14 protein-coding genes are annotated in these 11,994 nt (G+C 60.5%); 7 read left to right on the forward strand and 7 right to left on the reverse strand.

The features are described from left to right. Position 1 precedes the first annotated feature (1 nt). Positions 2–406 (forward strand): winged helix-turn-helix transcriptional regulator, encoded by a 405-nt coding sequence (locus tag EA462_RS06530; protein WP_124177748.1) that lies wholly within the window; start codon positions 2–4, stop codon positions 404–406. Between the two features lie 147 nt (positions 407–553). On the opposite strand, the gene EA462_RS06535 is transcribed toward EA462_RS06530, so the two are convergent. After that, positions 554–1,000 carry a UPF0179 family protein gene (locus EA462_RS06535; protein WP_124177749.1) on the reverse strand — a complete coding sequence of 149 codons (447 nt, stop codon included), beginning with the start codon at positions 998–1,000 and terminating at the stop codon, positions 554–556. A 128-nt stretch (positions 1,001–1,128) separates the two neighbouring features. On the opposite strand from EA462_RS06535, the gene EA462_RS06540 reads away from it, so the two are divergent. Next, the gene (locus tag EA462_RS06540; RefSeq protein WP_124177750.1) at positions 1,129–3,816 is read left to right on the forward strand and encodes a PAS domain S-box protein; all 2,688 of its coding nucleotides are present in this window, start codon (positions 1,129–1,131) and stop codon (positions 3,814–3,816) included. A 39-nt stretch (positions 3,817–3,855) separates the two neighbouring features. After that, positions 3,856–4,341, forward strand: a complete 486-nt coding sequence (locus EA462_RS06545) for a PaaI family thioesterase (protein WP_124177751.1) — start codon at positions 3,856–3,858, stop codon at positions 4,339–4,341. Positions 4,342–4,577: 236 nt separating this feature from the next. Here the strand turns inward: EA462_RS06545 and EA462_RS17240 are convergent, their stop codons facing one another. Further along, positions 4,578–4,715: a hypothetical protein gene (locus EA462_RS17240; RefSeq protein ID WP_165872026.1), complete on the reverse strand. Its 138-nt coding sequence runs from the start codon at positions 4,713–4,715 to the stop codon at positions 4,578–4,580. A gap of 158 nt (positions 4,716–4,873) precedes the next feature. Here EA462_RS17240 and EA462_RS06550 point away from each other — a divergent pair, with 158 nt between their 5' ends. Next, complete coding sequence (locus EA462_RS06550) at positions 4,874–5,245, forward strand: DUF7344 domain-containing protein (protein WP_124177752.1); 372 nt, start codon at positions 4,874–4,876, stop codon at positions 5,243–5,245. Between the two features lie 27 nt (positions 5,246–5,272). Here the strand turns inward: EA462_RS06550 and EA462_RS06555 are convergent, their stop codons facing one another. Both EA462_RS06555 and EA462_RS06560 read right to left on the reverse strand, forming a co-directional pair. Further along, on the reverse strand, positions 5,273–5,542 hold the full coding sequence (locus tag EA462_RS06555; RefSeq protein WP_124177753.1) for a HalOD1 output domain-containing protein: 270 nt from the start codon (positions 5,540–5,542) through the stop codon (positions 5,273–5,275). Between the two features lie 105 nt (positions 5,543–5,647). Continuing rightward, positions 5,648–6,034 (reverse strand): hypothetical protein, encoded by a 387-nt coding sequence (locus EA462_RS06560; protein ID WP_124177754.1) that lies wholly within the window; start codon positions 6,032–6,034, stop codon positions 5,648–5,650. A 1,613-nt stretch (positions 6,035–7,647) separates the two neighbouring features. On the opposite strand from EA462_RS06560, the gene EA462_RS17715 reads away from it, so the two are divergent. From EA462_RS17715 to EA462_RS06570, 3 genes are read left to right on the forward strand one after another with little or no spacing between them, the layout of a single operon-like run. Then, positions 7,648–7,782, forward strand: a complete 135-nt coding sequence (locus tag EA462_RS17715) for a hypothetical protein (RefSeq protein WP_279387006.1) — start codon at positions 7,648–7,650, stop codon at positions 7,780–7,782. Further along, positions 7,779–8,237, forward strand: a complete 459-nt coding sequence (locus tag EA462_RS06565; protein ID WP_124177755.1) for a response regulator — start codon at positions 7,779–7,781, stop codon at positions 8,235–8,237. The genes EA462_RS17715 and EA462_RS06565 overlap by 4 nt, the downstream gene beginning before the upstream one ends. A 26-nt stretch (positions 8,238–8,263) precedes the next feature. After that, the gene (locus EA462_RS06570; protein ID WP_124177832.1) at positions 8,264–9,937 is read left to right on the forward strand and encodes a bacterio-opsin activator domain-containing protein; all 1,674 of its coding nucleotides are present in this window, start codon (positions 8,264–8,266) and stop codon (positions 9,935–9,937) included. A 104-nt stretch (positions 9,938–10,041) separates the two neighbouring features. Here EA462_RS06570 and EA462_RS06575 read toward each other — a convergent pair whose 3' ends face one another. From EA462_RS06575 to EA462_RS06585, 3 genes are all read right to left on the reverse strand, one after another. After that, the gene (locus EA462_RS06575; protein WP_124177756.1) at positions 10,042–10,638 is read right to left on the reverse strand and encodes an HdeD family acid-resistance protein; all 597 of its coding nucleotides are present in this window, start codon (positions 10,636–10,638) and stop codon (positions 10,042–10,044) included. A gap of 159 nt (positions 10,639–10,797) precedes the next feature. Continuing rightward, a complete protein-coding gene (locus EA462_RS06580; RefSeq protein WP_124177757.1) occupies positions 10,798–11,094 on the reverse strand; it encodes a HalOD1 output domain-containing protein in 297 nt (98 codons plus the stop codon). Between the two features lie 208 nt (positions 11,095–11,302). Then, on the reverse strand, positions 11,303–11,968 hold the full coding sequence (locus EA462_RS06585; RefSeq protein ID WP_124177758.1) for a helix-turn-helix domain-containing protein: 666 nt from the start codon (positions 11,966–11,968) through the stop codon (positions 11,303–11,305). Positions 11,969–11,994 lie beyond the last annotated feature (26 nt).

The following is an 11,994-nucleotide window of genomic DNA, read 5'->3' on the forward strand; positions in this document are numbered from 1 at the left end:
GATGGCATCCCCACAGACGACAGCGAGCGAACGACCTCCCGACGCCTGTCCAGTCATCGAATCGTTAGAACAGATCGGCTCGCAGTGGCGACTGGCCGTTCTCCACGAACTCCTCTCCGGCGAACAGCGGTTCAACGAACTCAAGCGCTCGACCGGCGCGAACGCTCGAACGCTCTCGCGCGTCCTCGACGACCTCGGCGAGATGGGATTCGTCGAGCGACGAATCGAAGAGGACGCCCCCATCGCAACGTATTACAGCCTTTCTCCGAAGGGGCGATCGCTCGAGCCCGTCTTCGGTGAAATAGAGTGCTGGGCGGGAACCTGGCTCGAGAACGAACCCGAGGAAGACCGTCTCGAGAGCGACGCGAACGCGGGCCGCCTGGAGGACGAGCTCAAAACCGAGTGATACGGTTTGCTGTGACTTTTTACCGGAGCGACCGCGAGCCGTCCTGCGGTCGCTCCGGTAACGACTTACAATAGACCGTATGAGTGGGTCGGCCTCCCGGCAGAGTACTGGGGCGATTACTGCAGAGCAGGCACAAAGCCTGTCCGTTCACTCGCCGGGCTCGAGTTCGACGAGTTCCAGCGAGCGATCGAGATGACAGACGTCGTGTGGCGGATCGCCGACGATTTCATCGATCCGATACTCCGCGTCGAAGGCGAGACCGTCAGGCTCGCAGTACTCGTGGCTCGGGCACTCGACGTAGGGACACGGACCGGGAAGGCTCGCTTTGCTCCCGGCGAAGGCTCCCTTCGACGGAATGGTCGCCCGGATCGAAACCGGCTCGACCTCGACTGCGCGAACGCCGCCGTCGTGCATGGCACACTCGAGGGTCTGGGCGTTTTCTCGAACGGACGTGACGCGATATCGGGTGTCGGCCGACAGGTTGAGACACTGACTTCGGTACGGACAGCCGGCGCAACCGTCGGCTTCCCCCTGATAGACGAACTCGGTTCCCGGCTCGGCTAATCGGGAACCGACGAGAGTAACTGTCGACATGCGTCCGTCTACTCGGTACCGCGGGTTAAGCCTCACGCGTGGCGGTGACTCACGGCCGTCGTGGTCGGTGTCGGTTCCAGTGATACTTCAGCGGTGTACTTATCCGCACTTCGGCCGATACTACCGGTATGGCAGACCGACCCGAAGTTTCGGACGGGTCGTTTTTGGATCGGACGGACGAACGCACGGCCCTCACGGCGTATCGATCGCTGGCGGACGCGGTCGACACCGGCATCTACCAGCTCGACGCCGACGGGCGGTTCGTCGCAGTTACCGATCGCTTCCTCGAGGAGACCGGCTACGGCCGGGACGAACTCCTCGACGAACACGTCTCGACCGTCCTCGAGGAGGACGACGTCGACCGGCTCGAGCGTGCCATCGACTCTCGACTCGAGGCGGACGTCGACGACGAAACCGACGATGACGGCGACAGCGCGCTCGACCTCGAGATCGTGACTGCGGACGGCGAGTACGTCGCCTGTGAGTTGCGGTTTAGTCCCCTCTCCTCCGACGGCGAGTTCGACGGAACCGTCGGCGTCGTTCGAGCGCTCGAGGATCACCCTCGGAAACGCCGTGTCGATTCGTCGACCCGAGGGACCGACGAATCGCTCGCCTCGGTCATCGACGAAGCGGACGTCGGCGTGTTCGTCCTCGACGAGAAGTTCGACGTCGCGTGGGTGAACGAAACCACGGAAACGTACTTCGGCGTGGATCGGGCCGACGTCATCGGCCGAGACAAGCGAGCGGTGATCGAAGAGACGATTCGGGATCGGTTTGTGGAGCCCCAGACGTTCGAAGAAACGGTGCTCGCGACGTACGACGACAACACGTACGTCGAGCAGTTCGAGTGTCGGATCACAGCCGGCGACGGTCGTGAGGGGCGCTGGCTCGAACACCGGAGTAAACCGATCGAGTCCGGACAGTTCGCCGGAGGACGCATCGAACTCTACTACGACGTAACGGATCGAAAAGCGTCCGAGCGGGCCAGACGAGAAAGTGAGTACCGGTTCCGAATGCTGGTCGACGCGGTCGACGAGTACGCGATCTTCATGCTCGATCGCGACGGACGTGTCGTCAGCTGGAACGAGGGTGCCGAACGGATCAAAGGATACGAGCCGGCGGAGATTCTCGGAGATCACTTTTCGCTGTTCTACACCGATACTGACCGAGAAAACGGTGTCCCGGAACGCAATCTCTCACGGGCGAGACAGACAGGGTCGGTCGAGGACGAAGGGTGGCGCGTCCGCGCAGACGGATCCACGTTCTGGGCGAACGTGACGATCACAGCTATCCGAAACGACGGCGAGTTGCAGGGATACGCGAAGATCACCCGCGATATGAGCGATCGCTGGGAACGGGAACAGCAGTTACAGCGCGAGAGAGATCTGACCGAGCAAATCCTGGAGACGAGCCCCGTCGGTATCGCCGTCGTGAATTCGGACGGATCGACGAGCAGAGTCAACGAACGGATGGCGACGTTGCTCGACGTCTCGTCGGACGACGTTTCGACAGCGACCAGCGACCAACGGAACCTGTTCGAGGAGTCCCTCGGAGTCGAGACGCATCCCGCAACCCGCGTGTTCGAGACCGGTGCCCCACTGTACGATCAGGAGATCCTCCTGGATCGGCCGGACGGACACCGCGCTTGGCTCTCGATAAACGCCACGCCGATCACCGACGAGGCGGGCGACCCCGAACAGGTCGTCGTAACGGCGACGGATATCACCGATCTGAAAGCGCTGGCACGGCGTCGCAAGCGAGACCTCGAAGAACGCAAAAAGGAACTCACCGCCGTCCAGCTCGCCACGAACCTCTTCGAAGTCGACGACCAGCCGATCGACGAGCTCCTCTCCGAGTTCGCAACGAAACTTCTTCAGTCGTTTCGCTATCCGGACCTGACCGCTGCGCGCGTTTCGGTCGGCAAGCACGAAGTGGCCACCGACGGGTACGGACCGCTCGAGCGGTCGATCGCCACCCATACGAAGACAGCCAGTGGAACGCCGATTACGATCGAAGTCGTCCTCACGGAGACGCCGACAGAGCGAATCGAGGAACCGTTCGTCGACGAAGAGCGAGCGCTGATCGAGACGCTCGCGACGCTCGTGAAATTCTACTTCGACCGTCGGGAATCCGTCGAAGAACTCCGGGCCGAAACCAGACGTCTCGAGCAGTTCGCCTACGCCGCGAGCCACGACCTGCAAGAGCCCCTTCGCATGGTCTCGAGCTACCTGCAGCTTATCGAACGGCGATACGAGGACGCACTCGACGAAGACGGAACGGAGTTCCTCGCGTTCGCGATCGACGGTGCAGAGCGAATGCGCGAGATGATCGACGGCTTGCTCGCGTACTCCCGGGTCGAAACGCAGGGGAACGCGTTCGAACCGGTCGATCTCGACGCCGTCCTCGAGGACGTACTCGTCGACCTCGAAGTGAAGATCCAAGAAACCGACGCCGAGGTCACGACAGCGGGACTCCCGACGGTCGAGGGGGACGAGAGTCAGCTCCGACAGGTGTTCCAGAACCTCCTCGACAACGCGATCGAATACGGCGGCGACGCTCCACGAGTTCACGTCGCGGCCGAACGAAGCGGATCCGCCTGGACCGTTTCGATCCGAGATAACGGGATCGGAATCGATCCCGAACAGGACGAACAGATCTTCGAAGTGTTCGAGCGGCTTCACGGCCGGGACGAACACGGCGGTGTCGGGATCGGACTCGCGATCTGTGAGCGCGTCGTCGAACGCCACGGCGGCGAAATCTGGGTCGAATCCGAACCCGGTGACGGAACGACGTTCTCGTTTACGCTTCCGGCGTGAAACGGAGCCATCAAGGATCTCCCCGGCGGATAGCCCGTTATGAGCGATGATCGACATGCGTTGGCGGGCGATCTCGACGAGTTGGCGGAGATCATCCAGACCAGTATCGACGATAACCAGGAGTTCCTCTCGTGGCTCGGGACGACCGTCGACGGCGTCGACGAGGGAACGATGACGTTGTCGATTCCGTACGATGAGAAACTGACTAACACCAGATCGAACGCACCGAACGACAGACGAGCGGATATCCACGGCGGCGTCGCAGCGACGCTCATCGACACCGTTGGCGGCCTCGCGCTTCGAACGGAACTCGAGGATCCGCTTGCGGCGAGCATCGCGACGATCAACCTGAACGTCAACTACCTCCGACCTGCAACTGGCGATCTCGTCGGAACGGCGACCGTTATTCGAGCGGGCTCGAGCATCGGCGTGAGTGAGGTCGTCGTCGAGAGTACGACCCCCGACGGGCGAACGCGGGAAGTGGTAACCGGGCAGGGATCGTATCGGCTCTTTCGAAACGACTGATACGGTTTACTGTAAATCATTGCCGGCGCACCCGCGACCCGGGCGGCGGGTGCGCCGGTAAATCGTTACAGTAATCCGTATGATACGGACCGCAGTCAGTCAGTTCCGTCACACTCCGAAGTGGGATTGGGATGTGGCGATACCTCGACGCGGCAAGCCGTACGAGATCGATCGGGAGGGACGTTATAGTTTGCCGACTATTCGGTGTGTCGACGAATTCGGCGTCGGGGTCCGTCTCAGTGTGAAACGCCGTCTGCGTCGTCCTGGATCCGTCGAGCGAACCAGATTCGAAGCGAGAGCGCGGTCCCGATCGCAGCAACGACGATGAAATAAAAGTAGACTGCTAGCTCGACGAGCGGTGGAACCGGTTCCATACCATCACCTCATCGGGATGGCCGATACCTCACTCGCTGAACGAATCCACGTTATAAGACACGGATAGTACGGACGAACACGATCGGTCGAGAACTGGAAACACTCGCTGAAAACGAAGCCATGATTTATGATGGATGAAGTGGTACTGATCCGAACAATGTTAGACAATCACTACCAATCAAGCGAGTACGAGATTCGGTTCGAGGATCACGAAGAACGCCGCCCTGAACTCTCGCCCGGGGACGTATTCCGCCTTCTTGCAGACGATCACCGACGATACGCCGTCCAATATTTTGCGACGCGGACATCGACCGTCGCGACGGTCGACGACCTCGCGACGTTCGTCGACGATCACGCTGACGACGCCGACCGGCGGACGATCGAAATCGAGCTCGTTCACACACACCTCCCGAAGCTCGCCGCTTCAGACGTCATCCTGTACGATTCGTCCACGAAAAGAGTTCGATACGTTGGCGAGACGTTCCTGGAGACGTGCCTCGACTGGGCCTCCGATCGTGATTTCGATTAGCGCCGCTTCGGTTCGTCGTTTCCGAAGCTACCTCGTCTCCGTAGATTCGGGTGTAGCGTTGGCCAGTTCGATTTCGATGTCGTCCGGGCCGGCGACGCGGATCGTATAGTCCTCGTAGCGAAACTCGAGCGAAATCGACCGGTTGTCGGTAGCGTTGTCACTCGGCCGAAATAGCGCATTGAGCGCATCCGTATCGATCGCGTCGTAGAGCGGCGGATCGAGTTCCGTAGGACGGACTCCATCGTAGGCTGCGACCGCCCGAGTGATCGTGACACTTATTGACTCCCCGTGCCCCATACCGGGCTTCCAACGGATCAACGGAAAAACCCCGAGGATCCTTTTCTGACGTGCGTCTGTCGCTCGTCAGACGACGGGCCTCCCGAGGCGTAGCTCCGAGCCGCGTCACGGATCTCGCATCCGAATGCCGTCCTGAACCAGTCGGACGTTCCGTTCGCGCTCGAGGTGCTCGGCGAGTTCGTCGTGTTCGTAAAGCTGGGCGATCACGTCCGCGTACAACGTTCGCCAGGCGATCGCGTAAATCGGGGACTGCCCCCACGCACGCAGTTCAGGGACGAGCTCGTCGTAGGTCCGATAGCGCTCTTCGAAGCGGTCGATCGCCTCGAGCGCCCGCTGTGCGGCTTCCTGGTCGTCATCGGCCTCCCCAATCGCATCGTTCAGGTGGCGCTCCCAGCCCGCGACCGCCTCCTGCATATCCGGTGCGGCGACGTCGTCGTCGGCCGGCAGTCGCTCGAGAACCGGTTTCGGAACACCCAGTGACAGTTCGTCCATGCGTGAACAGTTGTGAGCCACCGGCAAGAAACCACGGACACGGATCAGTATCGAGACGGTCGCTCGACGGTGGCACGAATCTCGACGGCGTCTTCTGGATCGCTTACCGCGTGAGACGAGAGACCCGTTTTTGTAGATCATCATACGGTTTATTTGTTGCCGTATTCCGCGCTGACCGGCGGGTCGTTCGAACAACGAGAACGGAGACGCGGTCAACGTACCACTGAACACGACAAAAGCCCGGGTCGGAGATCCGATGAATCCCGGTCGTCCAACGGTCGCTGATTCGCTGATGGTGAACACGCATTCGAGCGCCTCGTCGAGTGAGTTTACCATCAGTTACTCGCGCGTGTGCGAGACAACGAGGGCGCTCAGTTCGGTTGGCGGTTTTTCTGCGCAGGACCGATCCCCGTCAGTGTCGACGCGGATATCCCGTAGAAACGGCAGTTCCGAAGCGATCCGCACTCGAGGAGTTCGAGTAGCGGACGGTCCGGCGTGAAACGAGAGGAACGACGTGACGGCTCCGACCGCATCGGAGGACAGAACCGGAACATCCCCCGAACCGGCTCGTAGAACAGACTCTCGAGAGTATTCCATCGAGAACGTAATCGGTTCAACGCTACTCCTGGGACCGGATCGATGGCCACGTTGCCAGCTCCCCGACCACGGCCGTACCCGAAATCGATGACGAGTGAGACGCGACCGCGCGACGACGATAGCTGATAGGGATTATCGTAGCCAACCGCAGGGTTTGACGTCCGTCCGTCGACGCTGTGTCTCGGTACGTTGAGGGAGAAACTATGAACTCCTACGATAATCCCTATGAGTGATCGACGTCACGGCAACTAGCACGCGTCCGGTAGGAACGGACGAACGACGAACACGTGGGTAGACGAGAGGTGGTGTCGACCGTTTTCGTCGTCGAGACGAGAGGGCCATTCGGATTTCGACGGACATACCGATTCTCATCGTTCGAGAGCCGCTCAAGCTCCAGAATATAGCTCAAAGCCGACTGATAAATCATATAAGGCAATATCAAATATTTCAGAAGGTGCCCGACACTACCCAAATCCGTCGACGTTACAGTCGTAGGCGCGCGGGCCGCTGGGATCGGTACCGGTGTCGCCCTGTCGCTATCGGTTTGGAGATGGTAATCCTCGAGCGCGACGGGACCGAACCCGCAAACGGATAGCAGGGCACTATCGGGTGCGCTAACCAAATGCTTCGGAAAGCGAAGTAATGGTGAATTCACCGTTCGCGGGATCGAGATGCGCCAGCGAACGCAGACGGTAGCGGCACTCGAGTGATCGTCACGAGAGGGAGGTCGCCGGCAACGATGCTGACGTTCGGATCGAGACACCGATACTCAAATCGACACGCGGTACCGACGCGACGCGCAGTACCGCCGTTCCGAACGTGATAAATTCGAGCACCACGTTTATCGTCTACAGACGTCTTGAAGACGGCAGTCTATCATGAGCCAAAGCAAGGGGGCGGAAAACCACGTACGCATCGGCACTGGGAGAGGGCATAGAGACGTTCCATCGATCGAAACTGTCCCGAGATGTGAGGAGAGCGCACGTATATCCGTATTCACCGAGAACAACGAACGAATGCGGCCGACACGGATCCACGATCGGGACCGCGACAGAGACCCCGACAACACGGGCTATTCCCACGAGAGACGGAACACCGCACTCGATACCGACGAGTGGAACGGAACTGAAGCCGGGACGAAACAACCATGAGTACTGCTGGATCCACACAGCCCGAACGAGCACAGATCCTGTTAGTCGAGGACAATCCGGGTGACGTCAGACTAACCGAAGAAGCGTTCAAGCGGGGACGAATCGACAACGACCTCCACGTCGCCTCCGACGGGAACGAAGCGCTCGATTTTCTCTCCCAGCGCGGTTCCTACGCCGACGTCCCACGACCCGATCTCATCCTGCTGGATCTCAACCTGCCGCGAACGGACGGCGAAGAAGTCCTCAAAGAACTCAAAGACGATCCCACGCTTCGATCGATTCCGGTGATCGTACTAACGAGTTCGCGGGCCGAAGAGGACATCGCGAGATCGTACGAGCTACACGCCAACGCCTACCTGACCAAGCCAGTCGATCCCGACGAGTTCATCAAGACCGTCAGGGCGTTCGAAAAGTTCTGGTTTTCGGTCGTTCGCCTCCCATCGGAGGTCGAATAACCGTGAGCTTCGACGACTGGAGCGGCGTGAACGGGCGTCCTTCCCGGTCCGACGACGACACAAAGACGCTTCGGATCCTCCTGGTCGAAGACAATCCGGGCGACGCCCGACTCATCGAGGAAATGCTCGACGAAACCGACGAACTCGTACAGCGGGTCGGCTCGGGCGGTGCGACGCAGGCCACGGAGATGAATCGCGAGGTGCGACTCGAGGACGGACTCGAGACGCTCGGGGACGAGCCGATAGACATCGTCTTGCTCGATCTGAATCTGCCGGATAGCGAGGGGATACAGACGCTCGAACGGATTCACGAGGAGAACGAAGCGGTACCGATCGTGGTCCTGACCGGACTCAGAGATCAACAGGTCGGCGTCAGGACCATCCAGCGCGGTGCACAGGATTTCCTGGTCAAAGACGAAGTCACGAGCGAGTTGCTCGTCCGAACGATCCATCACGCGATCGAACGGGCGCGCCAGGAGCACGAGCGACGCCATCAGCGCGAACAGCTCGAGGCCCTCAACCGGCTCAACCGGATCGGTCACGACATCACGCACGCGGTGATCACGACCGAAACGCGTGCGGATCTCGAGCAACGCGTCTGTGAGCGACTCGCGAAGTCCGATGCCTACCGCTTCGCCTGGATGGGAAGCGTCAACCCGGGGAGCAATCGCGTGGTTCCGAAGGCCGCAGCCGGCGTCGAAGATGGTTACCTGGACGATATCGAGATTACGGTCGACGAGGACGATCCCGAAGGTCAGGGACCCTCCGGATCCGCGATTCGTACCGGCTCGGTCCAGGTCATGAGCGACATTCACTCCGAACCCGACTACGAACCGTGGAGAGAGCAGGCCACAGAACGAGGCTACCAGGCGTCCGTCGCGATCCCGATCATCCACGAGGACCTCGTGTACGGCGTTCTCAACGTCTACTCGTCGTCACCGCACGCGTTTACCGGCCCCGAAACGACGATTCTCGCACGGATCGGGGACGTTATCGCACACGCGATCACGGCGATCGAACGACGCGATGCGCTGGTTAGCGACGCCGTCATCGAACTCGAGTTTCGGGTCGAATCGTTCGCAGAGCCGCTCGTTTCGCTCTCGAGTGTCGAATCGTGCGTGATCGAGATCGAACAGCTGATCCGCGGCGACGAGACGTTACTGGCGTACGGGTCGGCACACGACGTCCCCCAGGAGGCGTTTCAGGAGGCAGTCGACGACACGGAGGGCGTAGACGAGGTTCGGTTCCTCTCGGTCAGACGAAACGGGTTCGAGTTCGAGATCGTCGCTCCGGTTGCCGCGTCGCTCCTCGAGGCCATCGCGACCCACGGCGGCCGAGTCGATTCCGCGACGATCGCAGAGGGGGAGTTCCGGTTCGTCGTGGAGCTGCCCCAGGGACGGGACACTCGACAGATGATCGAAATCATCAACGAACAGCGCGACGACGTCACCTACCTCGCACAGCGGACCACCGACCGGAGCGACCGAACCAACGCGGATTCACAGTCGGTTCTCGAACGTGAGCTGACGGAAAAACAACGGGCCGCACTCGAGACGGCGTACTTCGCCGGCTACTTCGACTGGCCGCGAGAGAGTACCGGAGAAGAGATCGCGGACCGACTCGGCATCGCCCCGGCGACGTTCAATCAGCACTTGCGAACTGCGGAGCGGAAGTTCTTCGATTCGATCTTCGGTGAATAGCTCGATCGGGAAAATACCGGAGGATATGCGGACGAACGGCCGTCGTCGAAAGCGACGAGCCGCGAGTTACAATCGCTATCGGGAACGGGCGTCCGGCGGTGTGCCTACGCGCCGCGTGGTTCGGTCGCCCCCGACATCGTTTCGTCGGCGTTTCTGCCGTTGATCGCGACGATACCCATCGAGAGTCCGGTGGCGAGGAGACCGATACCGACGAGCAGTCCGATCGCCCAGGCCGCATCGGCCGGGAATCCAGCCCAGAGCAGACCGGCGAGGACGAGCGAGAGGACGCCGCTCGCGGCAACGGACAGGCGTCCGGGCCGGTCCGCCATTCGCATCGACAGCCAGAGTTCAGCCACGGCGTCGACGAGGAGGTACGCGATCGCCAGGATCGTGAGGGTCGCGAGCCCGATGACGGGGTTTGTAAGCAGGACGATCCCGGCGACGATCGAGACGACCGCGAGCGTAAGCTGCCAGAGAGAGCCGCTCCAGCCGCGTGCGGTGTACGCGTGTGCGCCGTGGACGATTCCACCCACGACGAGAAGCGCGCCGAGACCGATCGTTACCGAAAGACCGGTCGCGAGCGGGAACGCGATCGCGATCAATCCGATCAATCCAACGGCAACGCCCGCGATCGCGAGCGTTCGCCATCCTCGCTCGAGGGAGTATCCGCTCGGTTCATCGTCTACTGTTGCTGTGTTCATCAGAATCACCGTATGAACGTACGGCGCGTGAGTAGTTAAAGACGATACGCGATTGTGCGGTAAGTCAGAAACATAGATCCGTCCAAATAGTGGACAAACGGGCACGTATCTTTGAGAAACGTGATCGAACCGGTGTCGAGTCGATCCCGACCAGCGTGATTATGATGTCGCGCCGTGCTCGCGCAGTTCCACGTACTGGCCGTCGACGATTCGAACCTCGAATCGCTCGAGCGAGAACTCGACGATACCTCGACGGGTCGTCGAGTTCGTATCGACGAAGAGGCGGTCGAGCGATTCGGGTGAAACGAACTCGAAGAGCGGACGCATCTCGGCCGGTTCGTCGCTGGTCGCTTGTTCGATCGCGCGGATGACGGCTACTGACGGCTGTTCGTGTTCGTCTACCTCGACTCGAACCAGACACTCGTTGACGGAACGGTTGCGTCGGTACTCGGTCATCGGTATCCTCCAGTTCTAGACACGGAGTACGTACTCGAGGGCGCTCCCTCAACCGAACCGTTAGTCGATTCGGACGTTTAAATCGGGATTGGTATTCGACCCGACCGAACCGATAATCGGTGGTCTCATACGGTCTACTGTAAGTCGTTACCGGAGCGACCGCAGGACGGCTCGCGGTCGCTCCGGTAAAAAGTCACAGCAAACCGTATCACTCGATGTCGGTTCCTTCTCTTCGCATCACCGTCTGCGACAGGAGGTTCGCCATTCCTCGACGAAGCCGCCCAGTCGCGGCTGCATCCGAGATGTCGAGTTCGGCACCGAGTTCTGCAAGCGAGACTTCTTTCGGGTTTTCGAAAAAGCCGTATTCGAAGGCGGTGACGAGCGTTTCGTACTGTTTGTCGGTGAGATCGTACTCCATTCCGGGATCGACCTCGAGTTCGGTCGAAAGACGCTCGAGTTGTAACTCGAGGTCGTACTCGAGTACGAGTTCCTGAAACTGCTCGATCCGCTCCTGGTCGCGAAACCGAATTTCGAACGTCCAGCGATCGTCGACGCCGACGGCTTCGATCAGCGTGGCACCCGACTCCCGGATCGCCGATGCGAGGCCTTCGACCGAATCGTTCCAGGCGACCCTGTAGAGTCGGCCATCCTCGAATCGCTCGACCTCGTCGACTCGATCGATCGTGGGGTCCGAGCGGATCTCGGCCTCGATTTCGTCGTGTTCGTCGCCGTCCCAGATGAATACGAACGGCATCAGTCCGCGATGAGTCGGCACGACGCTCTCGAATTCGATCAGAAGATCGTCGTGGTCTGCGAGGACGGCCCCGAAGGAAAAGTTCGATGCCGAAATCGAAAACTCGGCAAGGAGTGTCATTGGCCACCAGTACTCGATCGCGACCG

This window comes from Natrarchaeobius halalkaliphilus (genome assembly GCF_003841485.1).
In the GTDB taxonomy this organism is placed as follows: Archaea; Halobacteriota; Halobacteria; order Halobacteriales; family Natrialbaceae; genus Natrarchaeobius; species Natrarchaeobius halalkaliphilus.